Here is a 19,026-nt window from a genome sequence, read left to right as displayed (position 1 = left end):
CACCAACTAACCCAAACCAACCACCTCAACCATCCTTTTCAGCGAACTCAAGTTCACCAAAATATCCTCTGTCAGGGAATTCTGATACATCAACTGTCTAATAGGATAGCATTCAAAAGCCTCCCCCGCTAAAAAGTAATGTTCCAACTGCAAATATTGACTAATTCCCCAGTAATAATGGCTGATATAGTGAGGCGACACCAACTCAATTACTTTAGTTCCCTGGTGACAAAAAATCGTATTTGTCAAGCCACTGCCGTGGGCAGCAACTATCACCTCAGCGTGGTAAAAATGAGCTATTTGCTCTGCCAAAGACATCGACTCAGGCAAAATAGAAACAAAGCCAAATTTCTCCAGAACCTCAACCACATCTTCTTCGTTCAAAACTCGTCGATATCTTGCTTTGCTGCGGCTGATGTAAATGCGTTTTGGATAGCGCGAACTCGGTATAATTCCCTTGAGAAACTCCCGCCTCAAAAAATCCATCGCCCACCCAGAAGGCCAGCCCAAATATCCAGCAAAAGACGGCACAATTAACTCTGTTGCTTGAATGTGAGGCAAGCGATCGCTCTCCAAGACTTTCTCTTGAGGAATGCCCAGAATTCTCAGACTTTCCCGCTGAAATTGGTGCTGACAACTATTCACCAAAAACCAATCTATTTCCGCCAAATCCCTACCGCTGTGCCGTAGCAATTCTATCCTGGGCAAAACATCAACCATCCAGTGAAAATAGACATTTCCCGACAAACCAGAAAGCACCGCCACCCTGCCGTCAATTTGCTTTAAACCGGGAAATGATTCTAACTGAAAAACACTGTGTTTTCTAACATCATGCTTTTCGCATCCAGGTAAAAACCCCGGATAATCTCTCGACACATCAGCCAACAAATAATTGTCAGGAGTAATTACAGCGATCGCCTTGCAAATCAGCCAATAATTTTCCTGCGGCACAATCCAAACTCGCCCGTTGGGAATCTGTGCCACAAAAGTCTTTGGCTGCGCCACAGGTATGGGTTGCGAGTTTGACAAACGGCACACTCCCCAACCCAAATGCACCGGATCGAACCACTTAGAAAGTCGCTGCAAACACAGCCCGCAAGTTAACCCGGCACACTCGGAACTGGCCAATTTGGAATTTGATCTTGCAAATTGGGAATTGGGAATATTTTCGGCACTTGCTTCGGGTGCCGATTTCCAAAAAATTTCCACATAATTGTCAGCACCCAACTTAGCATTAACCAGCCAATCCCAGCTCGATAAATAAATACCGTGAGGAGGTTTTATAGAAGTGCTATCTGGCAATATAAAGCTCTTTTTTTTCCACTCTTTCTGATTCCCATAACCGTGCAATTGCAGCTCTAAAACTTTTTGATAATAATCAATCGCCCGTTCCCAGCGCCCCTGTTTTTCCAGCAGTTTTGCCAACTCAAAATAAACCTGCGCTAAAGCAGGTTGAATCGTCAAAGCCATGCGGTAAACTGCAATTGCTGCGCTGAACCGCTGTTGCTGGGCTAAGGAATTTCCCACGCGCCAGTAAAGCTCTGCATTTTTGGGCTGAATTTGCAAAGCTTTTTGATAATAAACGGCGGCCGATTCGTGTCCGCCGTACTCTGTTAGAGCATTTCCCAAATGCAAGTAAATTTCGGCTAAATTATCGCAAATTTCAGCAATTGGTAATGGGGCATTGGGCATTGGGCATTGGGCATTGGGCATTGGGCATTGGGCATTGGGAATAGTTTCTTTTTCTTCCTTCTTCCTTCTTCCTTCTTCCTTCTTCCTTCCAGTTAGTGCTGTGAGAAATCGATCGCACGCAGCGATCGCCCTTGACAATTCATCATCTTCTACAGCAACAACTGTGTGCCTGTCTCCCAAGCGGCAGTAAGCGTCAACAAAATCAGGCTTCAGAGCTATTGCTCGCTCAAAATAAGGCATGGCTTCAGCAATTTTGCCCAAAACCATCAAAGAAAACCCGGCGTCTGTATAGCCCGAAATATAGTCGGAATTGAGTTCGATGGCGCGATCGAAACAAGCAAGCGCCGCCGAATGTTCCCCCTGTAATTGCCACGCTTTCCCCAAATTGTAGTGAGCCAAAACCATGTCCGGCTCCAACTCAATAGCTGTGAGGTAAGATGCGATCGCCCTTTCCGGACTTTTGTCCAGCAAGGCTTGACCCAAATTATTGTGCAGCGTTGCCCAATCCGGCTTAATCTCCATCGCCCGCTGGTAAAGCTCGATCGCCTCCGCGGCCCGATCCTCCTTTAGCAAAATCACACCCAGATTGCTGTAAGCTTCCACGTAATCCGGCTTCAGAGCAATCACCTGTCGGTAGGTATCCATTGCCGCTTCGAGCTGACTATTTTCATCTAAAACCACAGCCAGATTGTAGAAAGCATCGAGATAATTGGGTTTGTTGGCGATCGCATTTCGGTAACAGCCGATCGCCCCCAACAAATTACCCTGCTTGTGAAAAATATTTCCCAAGTTATAATGAAGTTCCGCCCAGTCTGGTTTCAAATCCAGAGCTTGCCGGTAGTGAAAAACCGCTTCATCCAGCCACGAATAGTCGCTGTAAAGTTGACCCAAATAAGCATGAGCCAGAAAAAACTGCGGCGAAATCTCCAAAGCTTGCACAAAAGCGTCTCTTGCCCCCGTCGGATCGCCTTGAGCTTCGAGGATTTCGCCTAAAGTCGTGTAAGCCGAGGGCGAAAACGGTTGAAGTTCGATCGCCTTTTTGCAAAACTCGATCGCCTCCGTTAACTTCCCCCGGTTCAAATAAATTTGGGCTTGCCGGATATATTCTTCAGTGCTCATTGCTAGCCAGCAGTTGCGGTTTTTTTACCGCTTCAGTAAAACCTAGAACTTCTAATTTTAAAACTTTGTATTTATATTTTGCCCGATCGGGCGATCGATTAATTTTATCAATAACTGTCGATCGATTTTTTTGTACTGCCCCTGCTTCAGTTCCTGCATTGAATATTTCAACCTCACCCCGCTTGTGGCAGAGTGAGGTTGAAATCCTTTAAAACTACCGGCTTTGTGAGAACAGCCCCGAATCTTATCCGGTGCTGCCCCACAACAGCCAGTTGTTTTAGAACAACTCGAAGTTGTTCGAGGTAATCGTCAGACCAGGCTGCAACTGAGCCACAGTTAGCACTCCGCTGTTGCCGTTGAAGAACAAGGTACCGCTTGTTGGGTCGTAGACCAACTTGTTCGTTGTGGCAGATCCTGGGGTGGCTGCGTTGAAATTAGAAACGACGACAAACTCGCTTGCCTCGAAGCTGCTGCCTAAACCAGAGAACACACCACCCGATTTCAAGCGGATCTTATCTTCGCCTGGGGTAAAGTCAGTGATCGTGTCTACGCCGTAATCGCCACCGCTGGAGAAGAAGTAGAACGTATCGCTGCCAGCACCACCGGTCAGGACATCGCTGCCTCTGTCGCCGGAGATAAAGTCATTGCCATCACCGCCATTGACAGTATCGTTGTCTTTACCGCCGAACAGGCTGTCGTTGCCAGCGCCGCCGCCGACAATATCGTTGCCCATGCCGCCAAAGACTGTATCGTTGCCAGCGCCACCGAGTACGGTGTCGTTGCCTTTGTCGCCAGAAATCAAGTCATTGCCATCACCGCCGTCAACGAGGTCATCCCCTTTACCAGCAAAGATGACGTCATCGCCGCTGCCGCCAGCGACCACATCGGCGCCACTTCCTGAAAAGACAGTATCGTTGCCGTCACCGCCGCCGATACTGTCATTGCCGCCTCCGGTAATAATCAGCTCGTTGCCACCGCCACCAGCGACGACATCATTGCCCCCAAAAGTCAGGATGATATCGTTGCCGGGGCCGCCGTTCAACCTGTTATCGGTGGTTGTGCCAATAACGGTTGAGCCACCATTACCACCTGGTAGTGAACTTGCTGGGGTTGTTGGATTAGTTACCTGGGTCATTTACACTCCTCCTAAAAGATCAATCATTTTTCTACAATACACTTTTCCCTCCAAAGGGATTCAATAAATGAAACCGGACATCGGTTGAGACCCTAATTGACCCGGCTGCTATAAGCTGTCATGTAATTTAAATTGTCAGCAGCGGGCCTGCGAGCGCGAGTTGAATCCTGTATTCGTTGAGCAGCAAATCTCGGTTGTTTCCTGCTTTTGACTCTCGACTCCACCACTGCCTCCTCTAACACGAAAATATTCCACTTAAACGTTTGCGAGTTTACCATAATGACCGTCGGTGTGGCTAGTCATTATTAAAACAATAGCCGGAAGATACACAGAGACCATTTTTTAATTGGAGTATGCTCTCAAGATTGAGAAGTTGCACCGGGCCCTTGGCACTGTCGATCGCCGGAGAGTTCGATCGCCCGCAATGGGGCTGGAACTGACCTGCGATTGCTTTTAAGTACAATGTAGTTGACCTGACTTTTGATTTTCGCCAATAGTTCCCCAGAAATCAAAATTTATTAGCTGGCTTTGAAAGCAAGCCCGTGCACGCTGGAGGCCGGATTCAATCAAAAGTGCGTCCCAACACAGTCCCGGACGGACTTTTGATTGAATCACCTTGATGTTTTCAGCCAAATCCCTCACGCTCAACGCAGGATTTTGGCTAAAAAACCCAGTTTTTCAACCCCCAATCCGTCATTTCCACCGTGCTCCACATCCATCCGGACAATCAGACAAAGCAGCGCTCGTCATTTGGTGAAGTTGGGATGAACCGTGGGTCGGTAGATTTGTGACGGTACTGTGACTAGATTTTAGATTTTATATTTTAGATTTACTCCAGAGATGAATCTGGGAACTGGAACTAGGATATAAAATTTTTTACTGCTGGCGAATCCTGCCCCAGTTATGGGTTGGCCCAATTGTAGTTATCAATAATTTCTTTGTTTATAATGCTGAAGCCATCATTTTTGTGATGGCATCTATCGGAGCCAAGGTAAAATTCTTACCTGCCTACTCGCCGGGTTTATCTCCGATAGAGTTTTAGTGGGTCAAAATTCAAGCGATTTTCCGTTCTCAAGGATATCCACCTTCAAATGTTCTTGATGAAGCGATTACTACAGCTATTAATGCTTTTACTGATGAAAATGCTTGGCCATCCTTTCAGCACTCGGGTCTATTTTGAAAAAAAATTAAATAGTTAACTTTTGTGGTACATTCGATGGCTAATACCTGTGAGTTAAAATATTAATATTTTACCCAATATTTGTTTCCTAATTGTTGTTAACTTCGAGCTGATCATTAACGATTAGCAAATTCCCCGAAATTTAGTTCGGCATTCCTTCAGAGAAAATCTCTACTATTTATTCCGAGCGGTGTGCTTCTAGGTGCGCTGGTGACTGGTGGGAATTGCTCTGGCTGTCGTAGCTGTAGATTTGAGCGTCACTCTCGACAATATAATTGATGGAAGTAGCTCCATAGTAGGCCAGCGCTAGCAGCGACAATAGATGAAGAACTCTATAAATTGGTTTCTCAGATACTTGGTTCATTTTGACTCCTACTTTTTATGCAAATAGCGAATGTGGATACCGTGACGGCACTTTTTTTTAGAAGTTCCCAAACATCTCGCACCCCTAAAAATTTTGCTGGCTCCCGTTATACACTCCTGATGAGCGATCACCCAAAATAAGTCGTACTTGCGATTTGAAACAGTTTTTGTTGCCTATTTCATATTGCAGTCTCTGCCTTGAATTGTCTATCTAACTGCGGTAAGAGTTAGGCTATTGGGGCGCAGACGAACTCTACATTTTCCTGTTTAGAGCTGCTACACTTTGAAAAAAGCGAGCTAGAAAAGCTTACAGAGTAAAGATCCTAGCTGTCTTTCAACTCCTCGCCCGGATTTTCCCACCTTCGATTAATGGTAGGTAGCAGCCGGAAGTATAAAAATTCTTAAGTTGGTCAACGGCAGGCGAAAATATGTCTGAAGTTATATTTTTTCAAGCAACAGGCCATGTTAAATTACATATTAATTTTGAGCTTTGTTGAGGTGGCAGATAATTTTTGGCTAAAAAATTTTGTGGTCGCTGTCCGATAATTTGAGTCTGACAATTTTGCCTGAACAATTTTTACTGAGCCGCACCATTAAATCACGATCTGACAAAAAAAAGTACGCATCAGTCGATTGGAGACTTCGGTGTGATACGTTCAGCGACCGCTGAGTCAATCTCGCTTAGTTGAACGATTTGAGATTTGAGATTTATTCCACAGAGGAATCTAAGAGTTTGAACAAAAGCCTAAAATTTTGGGCGGTTGGCGACTCCTCTCGGAAACTTGTATCCGTTTTGGGGCGGATTCAAAAAGCAGAAGGCAGAATTAGATAGCGGTAAAAAAATACTGTTTTAGGATTCAGAATTTTTATTGGGTTCTACCTTCTCGCTACATTTTTTCACACTGAAACAAAATAAATTACTCGCTGCCCGGAGTGATGCACGCCGAATAATTTAGGCTCACATAAGCGACTGTGTTGAAGCCAGTTACTTCCATAATTTATTATAATTCTTGCTCGCAGTGAGCTGTTTTTACAACAGACTTTTTGCTGGTAATTTGCAAAAGGGATAGAGGCAGAACAACAGGCCAAAAGAGAGGCCCGATGATTAAGGCTGTCCAAGAGATCAAGTCTTTTTTAGATGTCGCAGTATCATTCCAAAAACTTTTGAACCAAACAATAAAAACAATTAAGGCAATCGAAAAGTAGCTAATCATTATCATTTTTTTACCTGCCTGCCTATAAATTGGATAGAAGTATTTATAATTATTGTATCTCAGGCCGTGGCTCGTCGATCGCAACTTTATGCCCTGAGCTGCAAGCTGCAAGTATCTAAAACCCAAAGTTACACAGCTATTGAAGTCCAGAGCCTGCGATGTTGAGCGGACTTACTCTCGCTGCGCGGCGGTCTTGGGAACTCAAAGCCTTGTGTTCAGAGCTTTTCGAGATTTTGTCAAACCTTGAGGCTACCACCCAAATCATAGCTTATGCGATCGAGGTCTTTGGTTTTCTGTGATTTAACTCACGTATACTTGCAGACTTCGGTCACAAATCGAGCCAAGAACGATCACACAGCTTAGCCGACTGCAATCACCCTACTCTTTTCTCCAATGGTCGATATTATAATCGTCGAGTTCAACGAGATTTCATGCAAGCTCTGACTTTAAAATCTGATCGCGCGATCGCTGAACTGTTCTATCAAGTCACTCATTCAGGCAATCTGACTCGCACTGAAAGCCACGGACTGCGCGAACTCTGCCAAAGCGCTCTCAGCGAAGACGCCAGAGATGCAGTCAACCGTCTGCTGCACGCTATCCGCCGCGGATGGGTCAGGATTTCTGATTAGTCCCCTCACACAAGAAGTTGAGATGAGTATTTCTACTTTCTCTCCTCTCAAGCTTTGCCAACAATAAGATTTTCGTGAGCAGGTCGCTGCATTAACCCTCTCCAAAAAAAGTTGTACTGCGATCTAAAAGCTCGACCCGGTTTCTTGAAGAAGCCGGGATTTTTGATTTGAAGCAGCCAGTCGATTTTAGATTTTAGATTTTAGATTTTAGATTGACTTCACAGATAAATGTGGGAGCTTGAACTAGAGCTTAAAATATTGCGCTGCTGGGGACTCCTATGGAAAACTTGGATCTGTCTTTGGGCGGGTCATTAAGTATATTCACGGAAAAAAGACCACACCAAGAAACTAGGTAAATGTAAGTAAAAGCGGGCTTCTAAACACGCTAAAAGTTTTACGTTGAATTAAGCTGAGCGATTTCGCTAGCAGTCATTAGTAATCTATTAATAGATAAATATTAATTTATTTGTCACCGTTTCTTAACCAAAAGTAGAGATGTGGGAGTTGCCAGAAGCGAGGAATCTGCACGGGGTTTGTGTTTCAAGTAGCAGGGCTATCGAGAAAACATCCGATCCCCAAGTCCCACTGACACAAATCACTCATCAAGAGCCAATCGATCACATTTACTCCCGTAGTTGAATCACATAAATTTTGGAAAAATTAGTCAATACTGTCAAAAGTGAGTTCAGAAAAAAACACATGATGAAAACCCAAACGCTTTTACCTCAATTTACTATTGCAGAGCTAGTCTTTCAGGTATATCACTCCGGTCTGCTGACTCCCACTCACCGACAACAGCTCAAGACAGCCCTGTTAAATGACAGTCTTACCGAAGAAGATCAAACAGCCATCAACCGCTTGCTCCACGCCGTTCGCCGGGGCTGGCTGAAGGTTGTAGATTAAATTATCGCCAATTTTTTTTGCCACTCTCTTTAAATGAACTGTCAGTCAATTTTGGATTTTAGACTTCCGCAAGCGCTCAGTCGAACCGTGGAGTCCCGCTCACTCGAACAATTTGAGATTTTAGATTTACTCCACAGATGAATATGGGAGCTTGAACAAGACTCTAAAATTTTTGCCTCTCCACAACACGAGTCCGGGGCTTCTCTCGATTTTTGGGCGCCTGAGATCAACGCAGAATTAAATCCCCTTAAAAAAATCAGGCATTAGCCTAAATGTAGGGTGCGCCACAGGCACCCTGCGGTTTTAACTTCTATTTTTTCAGCTTATTTAGTCAGAGATGTTGCCGTCAGGCATCATCGCCTCTCTCAGATTCGCTTCATTCAAATTTGTCCCGCGCAAAGAAGCTTGATGCAAGTTTGCTCCCCGGAGATTTGCTCCCTTAAGGGAAACTCCGCTCAAATCTGCTTGATGGAGATTTGCACAGCTCAAGTTAGCTCCGCTCAAATCGGCTCCCTTCAAATCCGCTTTTTCGAGATTTGCTTCCGTCAAATTTGCCCAGCTCAGATTTGCTTGAGTTAAGTTAGCACGGCTAAGGTCAGCTTGTGTTAAGTTCGCGTCGGTTAAATTTGCTTTACTGAGGTTGATTCCGCAAAGTTTTACTTCTGTCAAGTTTGCACCTTGCAAGTTAGCGTTAACTGCATAAACTTGAATCAAAATTGCCCCCTGAAGGTTTGCATCTCTCATGTCTGCACCCCTGAGACTCGCCCCCGTTAAATCGGCCCCGCTGAACACGACACTCCGCAAGATGGCTCCGCTCAAGTTCGCTCCCACTGCGTCGCATTCGCCAAAATTAGCGGACATGAGGTTTGCTTGGGAGAGGTTGGCTTGGCTGATATCTGCTTGATACAGATTAGCTCTGTAGAGGGTGAGACCGATCGAATTTGCACCTTTTAAATTAGCGTGACTCAGGTCAATATCGCGCAAATTTGTCCTTGACATATGGACACCGCTCAGGTCTACTTTGTGAAAAACCCGTTCTCCGGCTGCATACCGTCTGAGAAGTTCCTCTGCATCCATGTCATTTTCCCCAAAATAATTAATAATACCTTTGATATTTCAATAATATTAGGAATGAGTGACCTTTACGTTTCTTGGCCTGAGTACCATCGGAAAATTGAGGATTTGGCTGTAAAAATTGAGGAATCTCAGTGGAAATTTGATCGCATTGTCTGTCTGGCGAGGGGAGGGCTGCGGGTTGGGGATACTCTGTCGCGGATTTTCGACAAGCCTCTGGCAATTTTAGCTGCCTCGTCCTATGGTGGGGCCGAGGGGAAAGTTCGGGGTGCGATCGAGTTTGCCCGCGATTTGACAATGGTGGGCGATAATTTGGGGAGCCGCATTCTCCTGATTGACGATTTGGTGGATTCGGGAATTAGTTTAGAGCAAGGTATCGCTTGGCTGAAGAATCGCTACGGCGAGGATATTCAGGAAATTCGGACTGCTGTACTCTGGTACAAGGCTTGTTCTGTTGCAAAGCCGGATTATTATGTAGATTATTTGGCTGACAATCCTTGGATTCACCAACCTTTTGAAATGTACGAAAAGATGAGTGCGGCTGATTTGGTGGCGAAAGTTGGGAGTTAGTGAATAAAAGCTAAAATCTGGTCAACCTTTAATAGGGTTTTGCCGATATCTTGCACTTTTTGGCATAGTCCGTCAGGGGTGGAAACCAGTGTCTCATAGCTAAAGTCCTCTCAAAGAAAACTGAATATTTATTAAAGTTGGGCAGTCGGTTTGAACCGACTTTAGCTATGAGACGGGGAATTAATTCACTCCTAGGGCTTGTGGGTAAGTGCAAGTCTGCTGATACAATTAGCGAACCGAAAGAATACGATCGCCCAATTCCATACTATCTGCCAAAACTTCCTGCCGCGCCCACCTATCCGCAGCCAAAATATCGTCTAAAGCAGGGCTTTCACAGTTATCGACTTGATGTTTGTCGCACGCCTTCTCAATCAACTTCGGAATATCCAAAAACTGAATCTTCTCCTCCAAAAATAGCGCTACCGCCTGTTCATTTGCCGCATTCAGCACCGCAGGCATCGAACCGCCCGCACGTCCCGCCGCATAAGCCAACTGCATACAAGGATACTTTTCATGGTCGGGTTCTCGGAAAGTCAAATCCCCAGATTTCACCAAATCCAGCGGTTTCCAATCCGTATGAATTCGCTCCGGCCAAGACAAAGCGTAAAGCAGCGGCAATCGCATATCCGGCCAGCCCAATTGCGCCAAAACCGAAGTATCTTGCAGCTCAATTAACGAGTGAATTATGCTTTGGGGATGGATGACAATATCAATGTCATCATAATCCATTCCGAATAAGTAATGAGCCTCGATGACTTCTAATCCTTTATTCATTAAAGTAGCAGAATCGATCGTGATTTTCTGCCCCATCGACCAATTCGGATGTTTCAAAGCATCGGCTACTGTTACTCCTGCTAATTTGTCGATCGGCAAATCTCGAAAAGAACCCCCCGAAGCAGTGAGAATAATTCGTCGCAACCCGCCAACCATAACACCTTGGAGGCACTGAAAAATTGCTGAATGTTCCGAGTCAGCCGGTAATATTTTAACGCCGTATTTTTCGATTAAGGGGTTGACAACGGGGCCCCCTGCGATTAATGTTTCTTTATTGGCTAAGGCGATATCTTTACCTGCTTTGATAGCCGCAATTGTTGGCAGCAAACCGGCACAGCCAACTATGCCCGTGACGACGGCTTGAGCGTCGCCGTATTGGGCAACTTCGACAACGCCTGACTCGCCAGCAAGTAAAATAGGTTGAGGGTCGATATCTGCGATCGCCTCCTTCAATTCCAGTAATTTATCTTCGTCGCAAACCGCGACAATCTCCGGTCGAAAGTGGCGAATTTGCTGGGCCAGCAACGTTACATTTCGTCCGGCGGTTAACCCGACAATCCGAAATTGATCGGGGTATTGAGCTACTATATCCAGAGTCTGAGTGCCGATGGAGCCTGTGGAGCCGAGAAGAGTTATTGCTTTCACAATTTTTTAATGTTTTGTGGATTATTCTAATATTACGATTGCGGGGATAAAAATTAGTGGTTAACTATTGCGTGGAAAGCACATTCGATGGAATCATATTTTGAGTGACCACCTAGTGCCAGATTTCATGCAGAATAGGGAAAATTTTGCTGATGACCGTGAGGACATCAGTGTCTCGATCGCCGAAAATAGAGAGGAAGGTCGATCGCAGCTACCGTCGAGTTTGGTTTGGGCGATCGCCACTGCTGCGGCAATTTTCTTTTTGTGTAGCAGTTTACGGCACGCTTTATTCCAATCAACTGCTTTCGATTTGGGAATTTTTGACCAAGCAATTTACTTAATCGGCCAAAACCAAACGCCTTTTTCTTCTTTAATGGGGATTCATATTTTGGGCGATCACGCAGCGGTAATCTATTATCCGCTAGCTTGGCTGTACAAAATTTACCCGGATGTGCATTGGCTGCTTTTGGTACAAGCAGTTGCTTTATCCCTGGGGGCTTGGCCTACCTGGAGTTTAGCGCGTTTGGCAGGTTTAAATCAAGAACAATCCCGTGCGATCGCATTGATTTATTTGCTCTATCCGGTGGTATTTAACATCAATTTATTTGATTTTCACCCGGAAGTAATCGCTTTACCCGCACTTTTGGCAGCAATTTTGGCGGCGCGTTTAAATAAAATTGTGTGGTTTTGTACCGCTATTCTGTTAGTTTTGAGTTGCAAAGCGGTTTTGTCCCTAACCGTTGCTGCTATGGGTTTGTGGCTGTTTTTTTGCGAAAAAAAGCAACGGTTAGGGGCGATCGCACTTTTGCTCGGTGCAGCTTGGTTTTTGATAGCTTCCCAGAAAATCATCCCCTTCTTTAGCGGCAGCGAAGTCGCTGGAGTCGGGCGCTACAGCTATTTAGGCAAATCCGTACTAGAAATTATCATCAATCTCATATTAAAACCACAGTTAGTATTAGGAAAAATTCTTTCCTTCGATACATTCAAATATTTATTTCTCCTCACCTTACCTGTGATTTGGCTGCTATTGCCATTTTCCGGCAAACTACGCCTACAATATCTAACAGCGCTAATTCCTGCCATCCCTACCCTGCTGATCAATATCCTTTCTGACTTGTCATTTCAACGCAGCTTAGCCTATCAGTATTCAGTGCCTGTAATTCCCTTTTTATTTTTAGCAGTAATCGCGAAGGAAGAAACCAGGAACAGGGAAGAAATAAAAGACAACAAGGAAGAGGATAAAGCAAATAAACAACATTTTTTAACATGGGTCAATCTGCGACAATTTAAAAAGTTCCGAATTTCTCAACTTTGCCGGGGAATTCAATTGCCGAGAATCATGATAATTTGGTCATTACTAATTTTCCTATGTGTGGGCGAATATAAAGATTTTTATCTGTACCTAAATAGACTAGATACCTGGCAAGCTACACGCGAAGCAGTCGCACAAGTTCAACCGCAAAGCAGTATTTTAACCGATAATAGACTGGCCCCTCACTTTGCCCACCGCCCAATAGTAAAATTGCTGTCACAAATTTCGCCCCAAACAAAATTACCTGAATTTCAATACATATTATTAAACCTGCGCTATCCCTGGCCTGATACTGAAAAAATTGGTGATACCTTAGCAAATCAACTTAAAAAATCTCCGGATTTTAAATTAACTTATCAAAAAAACGAAGTCCTGCTATTTAAACGAATCGCTGATTAAACTTATAAAATGGTAACTTTAAAATCTCTAAAATCTCATCCAGTATTTTTAATGATTGTCGTGACAACGATAGTCTTATTTACCGCCAGCAGCGCGCGGCACGCTTTGTTTCAGTCAACTGCATTCGACTTAGCAATTTTTGACCAAGCAATTTATTTAATCTCCCAAAATCAAACGCCATTTTCCTCTTTAATGGCAATAAATATTTTGGGCGATCACGCTGCTTTTATATTCTATCCACTAGCTTTACTTTACAAAATATATCCAGATGTTCACTGGCTTTTTTTAGTGCAAGCTGTTTCCCTAGCTTTAGGGGCTTGGCCGAGTTGGAGTTTAGCACGTCAAGCCGGATTAAACGAACGAAAAGCAATTGCAATTTCAGTCGTATATCTGCTTTATCCCGCAGTATTTAATGTCAATCTCTTCGACTTTCACCCAGAAGTAATTGCTTTACCAGCAATGCTAGCAGCAATCTTAGCAGCGAGGCTGAATAAAACCTTGTGGTTTTCTGCTGCAATTGTATTAGTTTTGAGCTGCAAAGCCGTACTATCTTTAATTGTGGCTGCGATGGGTTTGTGGCTGTTGTGTTTTGACAAAAAACGCAATTGTGGACTCATAGCTCTCTTTCTAGGGGCGGGTTGGTTCCTGGTAGCTACTCAGGGGGTTATACCGTATTTTAATCAGGGAAGAGAACACGCGGGAATCGGGCGATATCAATATTTGGGAAACTCGGTTTTTGAAATTGCTATTAATTTAATAGTGAAACCCAATCTCGTTTTAGGGCGTTTGTTTTCTTTAGATACTTTTGAATATTTAGCCTTATTGCTATTACCTGTAATTTGGTGGTTGTCCCCACGTCATCTGTCATCTTTAATTAGTGCTGTGCCGATGTTGGCGATGAATATTCTTTCCGATATCCCCGCTCAGCGGGATTTAATTCATCAATATTCTGTGCCGATATTGCCTTTTTTGTTGGTTGCCGTAATTTCCAGTTTAGCAGCTAGCAATCAGCAAAAGGGAAAAACAATATTTGATAGATTGCCAATTCCTAATTATCCATTGCCTAGACTCATTGTAATTTGGTCGTTGATTGCTTTCTTAGCTTTAGCGAAATACGGCTATTTTTGGACTATTTATTTAAATGGGTTCGACACTTTGCCAGCTACCAAAGAGGCAATTTCTCTTGTTGAAACCAAAGGCAGTGTTTTAACAACTGCTCAGATTGCTCCGCACTTAGCGCACCGCCCTGTAGTAAAATTAACTCTGGCTAACGCGCCGCCTGCAAATCTCGCAGAATTTGATTATGTATTGCTGAATTTGCGCTATCCTGGCTGGATGAGCGATCGAGCTTTTGTGGAAAACCTCATAACTAAACTAAAAAACAACCCTCAATTTCAACTAAAATATCAGCGAGACGACATATACCTATTTACTAAGAGTCATTAGTTAGCAGTCAACAGTCAACAGTCAACAGTCAACTAATTCGCGCGAATCCTCCACTTTCAAAGCCTTTCTTGCCAACTTCACGTAAGTTTTCACAGTTTCATAATGCCTTTCCAAATCAGCAGCAATATCAAATAAAGATTCCCCCAATTCCCGGCGCGCCAAAATCGTCGCCCAAGTTTCAGCAATCTCAGCAGCGCGACTTCCACCTGTACGCTTTCTGTGCGCCATAAACTTGTGTGTCAATTCATCTATTCGCGCCGCCAATACGCTTTGTATCGACACTTCAGGTAGGGCTTCAGTCAACCATTGTGATCGCGTTTGTCCCAATCCAAAAGTGGTTTTGTGCCCCGTGCCGCAATAAGGCGCTAACCGCCCAAAAGCATAAAATAATTCTACGAAATCAGGGTGATTGTGAGCCGATCGCCCTAGCCCAAATTCCACAGCCCCAGTGAACCCCGTTACCATGCCTGTTTTGCCTGCCGCTACCTTTTGCGACTCCAATTTGTGGCTGCTAATAATTGCATTTTCATCAATCCAATTCAAAAATTCTGCTTGGTCAAAATTTACCCCATAAAAATTATTCCAGCGGCGCAAATAGCTGTGAAAAACATTCGGCAAAATCAGCCCAGACGGAAGAGATTTTCGATCGCCTGTGTCGGTGGGGTTCGGGGAAGTTGCCATCAGATGCCACTAACAGGGACAGGGCTGTGCTATCTTATCGGCTTTTTATCCCCTTTGGGGGATGATTGTTGAGGGCGGTCGATCGCCCAAATCTTTTGGCTGCTTCAAAAACCGGGACTGCCGCCAGTTTCCCGCACCCTCCGGGATAGACAAAAACCACTAAAAAACCAACAACCTAAAACTCAATCTTTGTCAAGGTTTTCCTCCTTGTAAGTCAACAGAAATATACAAGTGTTTAAAATCACCTTCTGCGCTACAATTGTTAAAAGCTCGTAGCATCCTCAACTCCGATCCTAAACTATGAACACAACAGAAAAATCTAAACTTTCCAACGAAAAAACTTTGGAGGCGATGAAGAATTTCTCCGAAACCTATGCCAAGCGAACGGGAACATACTTTTGTTCCGAGCCTTCGGTCACTGCGGTCGTGATAGAAGGACTAGCAAAACACAAGGATGAACTAGGCGCTCCCTTATGTCCTTGTCGCCATTACGAAGATAAAGAAGCTGAAGTAAAAGCCGCCTACTGGAACTGTCCCTGCATTCCCATGCGCGAGCGCAAAGAGTGTCACTGTATGTTATTTCTGACGCCAGATAACGATTTCGCTGGAACTAATCAGGAAATAGGAATGGATCAGATTCAAGCTGTCAGAGAGACTATGTAATCGGTTAAGTAGGCGGTCGTGAAATGCCAGTAGTTTTGAAAACAGGTCGTTATTTTTCCTATTTTTAAGACTTAGTTATTTAAAAGAAATCGATCGCCGCCTACTCAAACGCACATCCCCCATAGAAAATCCCCAATCTTCAATCGCATGACAGAGGAAGTTCCGCTCGAATTTTGGCAAGGGATAGAACAGTTTAACAGCCAAGAATTTTACGCTTGTCACGATACTTTAGAGGCTTTGTGGATGGAAGCGGGCGAGCCGGAAAAAAGGTTTTATCAGGGAATATTGCAAATGGCGGTCGCGCTTTATCACTTAGGAAATCAAAACTGGCGCGGTGCGGTAATCTTGCTGGGAGAAGGAATAAATCGGCTCAGTTATTATCAGCCCACTTATGCTGGAATTGTTGTTGAAGACTTGCTTGGACAAAGTGCTAAACTTTTGAGCGCTTTGCAACAAGCTGGCCCGGAAGAAGTAGCTAAATTTCAACAGTTGTTCGCAGGTACAGAAGTTGGAGGCTTGCAATTGCCACGAATTATCAAAGTAGAAGGTGAAACCCGATTGAGAAAAGGAGATTCCAACGGTAGGTAAGAAGGGTGGGAAAATCGCGGTATTTTCAGGTTATACCATATGTTGTACGGCAGATGCGATACAATTATAAGTTGTGCTGCTTAGGTTGTTGATTTCAGTAGTTTTGAGGTTGCCTTTAAGCGGTTTCCATCAAGTTTAAAAAGTATGGATATAGTTGAATTTCGAGGCATTTCGTTTGTTGTAGCGACTCCACCGCTACAGCCCATCTCTATTCAAGATTTATCTGCGATTGAGGACTGTCTAGGCTTTCTATTTCCGGAGGATTACCGTGCCTTCGTGAATACATTAGGACTGGGCGAAACCGACCTGAGCATAAGAACACTTCCTCCACAGGAAATTTTGGATAGCTATCTTAGTGAGGTTCGTGGTAGATTGTCTGGGGACTGGTTCTGGGCTAAAAATCCCGATGTACTTACACAAGCTCAAGCTATTGAGTGTGTCCCATTCTTTGATAGCCCTAGCGGTGACGATATTCTGTTCCATCCATCTGACCTAAATCGTTGGTTCATTTTGCCTCATGAAGGAGAGGAAGCCATGGTTGTTCACTCTTTTCAGGAACTCTGTGATTTCTATTTGCGAAGATCTAATGATTTGCAACCTCCCTATAAGTTCTACGGTTATGATGATATCTGAAAAAAGGTGGGAACGATCGCCACACAATAACGCTCATGCACACCAACCCCCGAAAGTTGATCGGTTGTGATGCAAAGTCTATCTGCGGTGTGCGATGGACAACGTTGCATTTTTCACCGACAGGTGAAATGCGATCGCGCTAGGGATGCGGAGCATTATCGCCCGCAACTTCGGACGATCGATCGCCAGCTTTCCCTATCCTAGAAAAATACAGCCCCCGCCAATGCTCAAATGAGATGGAAACTATTTTAAAGAAAGAACCTAATAAATCAAAATTTGATTTATTTTGCCGAACTCACTGCGGACAGCTAATGCCTTAGTACCTAGAGAGGTTATCCGTAACTTCCCGATGCGAGCAACCGTCAAAAAACTTGCAAATCCAGCAAATCAGCCAAACACGTCGTGAAAATGCCTATTGTCTTGCTACGATAATTGGTTGACGCTCTCGGGCAGGTTGATCGACCTTACGGGAATTTTTCACGGCCGTTAAGATAAAATACCTAAACCGATCGGGTGTGGTGGCTCAAATCTCCATAGAGAAAAATCAGGGGTGAGATAATGCCCTTCAGCAATTTCACAAATTTTGAGGCTCCAAGCTTATGATGCCCTCCGCTAAACTACTCAATTCCCGAATATTCAAAGGATTATCGCTGCTGTTGCCCCTCACTCTGGCAGGCGCGATTGCCTCTCCCACTTACCCGCAAGCCGGGCCGCCCCGCACTCTCAGTGTGCGATCGGACATTCAAGAAGCCGACTCCAAAACCGGCATCGTGACAGCCCGCGGCAACGTCCAAATCAACTATCCAGCCCGCCAAATACAAGCAACTGCGGCTCAAGCTCAATATTTCAGCCGCGAGCGCCGGATCATTCTCAGCGGAGATGTTTACGTATTGCAGCAGGGCAACAGCCTGCGCGGCGAAACCATAACATACCTCATCGACGAAGGGCGGTTTATTGCCCTGCCAGACAACCCAGGACAGGTAGAATCGGTCTATCTGGTTGCCCCGGAACAAGATGCGGCAGCCCAAAATGCAGTGGGCTCCCCGCGTCCAACTACAGCCCCCCGGTAACAGCGGCTCGCAGCAGCGAAATTTCGCCTCAGTCAAAACATACTACTTGGGATAGATGCGAAATTTCGTCTTTATAAAAGTGACAAACTTGAAAAGGTAAAATTTAAATTAGAGACTTGATCGCACAAAGCCGCAGTCTGAAATTTAGCTTGTAGAGGTTGCCGGGAGCGAAAATGAAAATTGTACTCGAAAATATTCACAAGTCCTACGGAAAACGCAATGTAGTTAGTCGCGTCAACCTTTCGGTAGCCCAAGGAGAAATCGTAGGACTGCTCGGCCCCAACGGTGCCGGCAAAACCACAACATTTTACATAGCAACCGGATTAGAAAAACCAAATCAAGGCACCGTTTGGCTCAACGATTTAGACATCACGAAATTGGCGATGCACCAGCGAGCGCATTTGGGAATTGGCTATCTGGCTCAAGAAGCAAGCATTTTCCGCAACATGAGCGTGCGCGACAACATTTTGTTAGTCCTAGAACAAACTCAAGTGCCGCGCTGGGAATGGCGTGAGCGAGTCGATTTCCTATTGCAAGAATTTCGCTTAGAAAAAATAGCATCTAGTTTGGGAATTCAAATATCGGGGGGAGAAAGGCGGCGGACTGAACTAGCCAGAGCATTAGCCGCAGGGCGAGACGGGCCCATGTTCCTATTTTTAGACGAACCGTTTGCAGGCGTCGATCCGATCGCCGTAGACGAAATTCAAACCATTATTGCTAAACTGCGCGATCGTAAAATCGGCATCCTCATCACCGATCACAACGTCCGAGAAACCCTCGAAATTACCGATCGAGCTTACATCATGCGAGACGGCCAAATTTTAGCCTCCGGGGCTGAAGAAGAACTCTACAGCAATCCTTTAGTGCGTCAGTATTACTTGGGCGACAGCTTCGTGCGATAGTCTTTTGAAGGCATTCAGCAAACGGCAGAATTTT

Annotated in this window: 18 protein-coding genes; 11 read left to right on the top strand and 7 right to left on the bottom strand. The window is 44.7% G+C overall.

Annotated features, from left to right (window positions below; translation table 11 throughout):
- Window positions 1–6: 6 nt before the first annotated feature.
- The 4 genes from QT994_RS02965 to QT994_RS02950 all read right to left on the bottom strand — a co-directional run bounded on the left by QT994_RS02965 (window position 7) and on the right by QT994_RS02950 (window position 5,490).
- Window positions 7–2,811 (bottom strand): tetratricopeptide repeat protein, encoded by a 2,805-nt coding sequence (locus QT994_RS02965; protein ID WP_333171667.1) that lies wholly within the window; start codon window positions 2,809–2,811, stop codon window positions 7–9.
- Window positions 2,812–3,088: 277 nt separating this feature from the next.
- Entirely contained in the window at window positions 3,089–3,946 is an 858-nt protein-coding gene (locus QT994_RS02960; protein WP_333171665.1) for a calcium-binding protein, read from the bottom strand.
- A gap of 359 nt (window positions 3,947–4,305) precedes the next feature.
- Complete coding sequence (locus tag QT994_RS02955; RefSeq protein ID WP_333044604.1) at window positions 4,306–4,440, bottom strand: hypothetical protein; 135 nt, start codon at window positions 4,438–4,440, stop codon at window positions 4,306–4,308.
- An 864-nt stretch (window positions 4,441–5,304) separates the two neighbouring features.
- Window positions 5,305–5,490 (bottom strand): hypothetical protein, encoded by a 186-nt coding sequence (locus tag QT994_RS02950; RefSeq protein WP_333044603.1) that lies wholly within the window; start codon window positions 5,488–5,490, stop codon window positions 5,305–5,307.
- 1,644 nt (window positions 5,491–7,134) lie between these two features.
- Here QT994_RS02950 and QT994_RS02945 point away from each other — a divergent pair.
- Window positions 7,135–7,332: a hypothetical protein gene (locus tag QT994_RS02945; RefSeq protein WP_006632170.1), complete on the top strand. Its 198-nt coding sequence runs from the start codon at window positions 7,135–7,137 to the stop codon at window positions 7,330–7,332.
- Window positions 7,333–8,034: 702 nt separating this feature from the next.
- Window positions 8,035–8,235 (top strand): hypothetical protein, encoded by a 201-nt coding sequence (locus tag QT994_RS02940; protein WP_333044643.1) that lies wholly within the window; start codon window positions 8,035–8,037, stop codon window positions 8,233–8,235.
- Window positions 8,236–8,562: 327 nt separating this feature from the next.
- Here QT994_RS02940 and QT994_RS02935 read toward each other — a convergent pair whose 3' ends face one another.
- Window positions 8,563–9,312 carry a pentapeptide repeat-containing protein gene (locus QT994_RS02935; RefSeq protein WP_333044602.1) on the bottom strand — a complete coding sequence of 250 codons (750 nt, stop codon included), beginning with the start codon at window positions 9,310–9,312 and terminating at the stop codon, window positions 8,563–8,565.
- Between the two features lie 54 nt (window positions 9,313–9,366).
- On the opposite strand from QT994_RS02935, the gene QT994_RS02930 reads away from it, so the two are divergent.
- The gene (locus tag QT994_RS02930; protein ID WP_333171663.1) at window positions 9,367–9,879 is read left to right on the top strand and encodes a phosphoribosyltransferase family protein; all 513 of its coding nucleotides are present in this window, start codon (window positions 9,367–9,369) and stop codon (window positions 9,877–9,879) included.
- Between the two features lie 228 nt (window positions 9,880–10,107).
- On the opposite strand, the gene dxr is transcribed toward QT994_RS02930, so the two are convergent.
- On the bottom strand, window positions 10,108–11,298 hold the full coding sequence (gene dxr, locus QT994_RS02925) for a 1-deoxy-D-xylulose-5-phosphate reductoisomerase (RefSeq protein ID WP_333171661.1): 1,191 nt from the start codon (window positions 11,296–11,298) through the stop codon (window positions 10,108–10,110).
- Window positions 11,299–11,425: 127 nt separating this feature from the next.
- On the opposite strand from dxr, the gene QT994_RS02920 reads away from it, so the two are divergent.
- Both QT994_RS02920 and QT994_RS02915 read left to right on the top strand, forming a co-directional pair.
- Complete coding sequence (locus QT994_RS02920) at window positions 11,426–13,009, top strand: DUF2079 domain-containing protein (protein WP_333171659.1); 1,584 nt, start codon at window positions 11,426–11,428, stop codon at window positions 13,007–13,009.
- A gap of 9 nt (window positions 13,010–13,018) precedes the next feature.
- Complete coding sequence (locus tag QT994_RS02915; protein WP_333171657.1) at window positions 13,019–14,455, top strand: DUF2079 domain-containing protein; 1,437 nt, start codon at window positions 13,019–13,021, stop codon at window positions 14,453–14,455.
- Between the two features lie 21 nt (window positions 14,456–14,476).
- On the opposite strand, the gene cas6 is transcribed toward QT994_RS02915, so the two are convergent.
- Window positions 14,477–15,136: a CRISPR system precrRNA processing endoribonuclease RAMP protein Cas6 gene (cas6, locus tag QT994_RS02910; protein WP_333171655.1), complete on the bottom strand. Its 660-nt coding sequence runs from the start codon at window positions 15,134–15,136 to the stop codon at window positions 14,477–14,479.
- Between the two features lie 300 nt (window positions 15,137–15,436).
- Between cas6 and QT994_RS02905 the strand changes: the two genes are divergently transcribed.
- The 6 genes from QT994_RS02905 to lptB all read left to right on the top strand — a co-directional run bounded on the left by QT994_RS02905 (window position 15,437) and on the right by lptB (window position 18,992).
- The gene (locus tag QT994_RS02905; RefSeq protein ID WP_194012549.1) at window positions 15,437–15,799 is read left to right on the top strand and encodes a ferredoxin-thioredoxin reductase catalytic domain-containing protein; all 363 of its coding nucleotides are present in this window, start codon (window positions 15,437–15,439) and stop codon (window positions 15,797–15,799) included.
- 147 nt (window positions 15,800–15,946) lie between these two features.
- Window positions 15,947–16,387, top strand: a complete 441-nt coding sequence (locus QT994_RS02900) for a DUF309 domain-containing protein (protein ID WP_333171653.1) — start codon at window positions 15,947–15,949, stop codon at window positions 16,385–16,387.
- A 144-nt stretch (window positions 16,388–16,531) separates the two neighbouring features.
- Window positions 16,532–17,020 (top strand): SMI1/KNR4 family protein, encoded by a 489-nt coding sequence (locus QT994_RS02895; RefSeq protein ID WP_333171651.1) that lies wholly within the window; start codon window positions 16,532–16,534, stop codon window positions 17,018–17,020.
- A gap of 69 nt (window positions 17,021–17,089) precedes the next feature.
- Window positions 17,090–17,224: a hypothetical protein gene (locus QT994_RS02890; RefSeq protein WP_333146007.1), complete on the top strand. Its 135-nt coding sequence runs from the start codon at window positions 17,090–17,092 to the stop codon at window positions 17,222–17,224.
- 395 nt (window positions 17,225–17,619) lie between these two features.
- Window positions 17,620–18,090 carry an LptA/OstA family protein gene (locus tag QT994_RS02885; protein ID WP_172186331.1) on the top strand — a complete coding sequence of 157 codons (471 nt, stop codon included), beginning with the start codon at window positions 17,620–17,622 and terminating at the stop codon, window positions 18,088–18,090.
- 173 nt (window positions 18,091–18,263) lie between these two features.
- On the top strand, window positions 18,264–18,992 hold the full coding sequence (gene lptB, locus QT994_RS02880; protein WP_333129396.1) for an LPS export ABC transporter ATP-binding protein: 729 nt from the start codon (window positions 18,264–18,266) through the stop codon (window positions 18,990–18,992).
- Window positions 18,993–19,026: the final 34 nt, after the last annotated feature.

The organism is Microcoleus sp. S13_B4 (assembly GCF_036700885.1).
Taxonomy (GTDB): Bacteria; Cyanobacteriota; Cyanobacteriia; order Cyanobacteriales; family Microcoleaceae; genus Microcoleus.
This window is presented reverse-complemented; position numbering and strand designations above follow the sequence as displayed.

Excerpts from the sequence above, each read along its gene's own strand:
- QT994_RS02965 (WP_333171667.1), bottom strand. The coding sequence starts at position 2,811 with ATGAGCACTGAAGAATATATCCGGCAAGCCCAAATTTATTTGAACCGG.
- QT994_RS02960 (WP_333171665.1), bottom strand. The coding sequence starts at position 3,946 with ATGACCCAGGTAACTAATCCAACAACCCCAGCAAGTTCACTACCAGGT.
- QT994_RS02950 (WP_333044603.1), bottom strand. The coding sequence starts at position 5,490 with ATGAACCAAGTATCTGAGAAACCAATTTATAGAGTTCTTCATCTATTG.
- QT994_RS02945 (WP_006632170.1), top strand. The coding sequence starts at position 7,135 with ATGCAAGCTCTGACTTTAAAATCTGATCGCGCGATCGCTGAACTGTTC.
- QT994_RS02940 (WP_333044643.1), top strand. The coding sequence starts at position 8,035 with ATGAAAACCCAAACGCTTTTACCTCAATTTACTATTGCAGAGCTAGTC.
- QT994_RS02935 (WP_333044602.1), bottom strand. The coding sequence starts at position 9,312 with ATGGATGCAGAGGAACTTCTCAGACGGTATGCAGCCGGAGAACGGGTT.
- QT994_RS02930 (WP_333171663.1), top strand. The coding sequence starts at position 9,367 with ATGAGTGACCTTTACGTTTCTTGGCCTGAGTACCATCGGAAAATTGAG.
- QT994_RS02920 (WP_333171659.1), top strand. The coding sequence starts at position 11,426 with ATGCAGAATAGGGAAAATTTTGCTGATGACCGTGAGGACATCAGTGTC.
- QT994_RS02915 (WP_333171657.1), top strand. The coding sequence starts at position 13,019 with ATGGTAACTTTAAAATCTCTAAAATCTCATCCAGTATTTTTAATGATT.
- cas6 (WP_333171655.1), bottom strand. The coding sequence starts at position 15,136 with ATGGCAACTTCCCCGAACCCCACCGACACAGGCGATCGAAAATCTCTT.
- QT994_RS02905 (WP_194012549.1), top strand. The coding sequence starts at position 15,437 with ATGAACACAACAGAAAAATCTAAACTTTCCAACGAAAAAACTTTGGAG.
- QT994_RS02900 (WP_333171653.1), top strand. The coding sequence starts at position 15,947 with ATGACAGAGGAAGTTCCGCTCGAATTTTGGCAAGGGATAGAACAGTTT.
- QT994_RS02895 (WP_333171651.1), top strand. The coding sequence starts at position 16,532 with ATGGATATAGTTGAATTTCGAGGCATTTCGTTTGTTGTAGCGACTCCA.
- QT994_RS02890 (WP_333146007.1), top strand. The coding sequence starts at position 17,090 with ATGCAAAGTCTATCTGCGGTGTGCGATGGACAACGTTGCATTTTTCAC.
- QT994_RS02885 (WP_172186331.1), top strand. The coding sequence starts at position 17,620 with ATGATGCCCTCCGCTAAACTACTCAATTCCCGAATATTCAAAGGATTA.
- lptB (WP_333129396.1), top strand. The coding sequence starts at position 18,264 with ATGAAAATTGTACTCGAAAATATTCACAAGTCCTACGGAAAACGCAAT.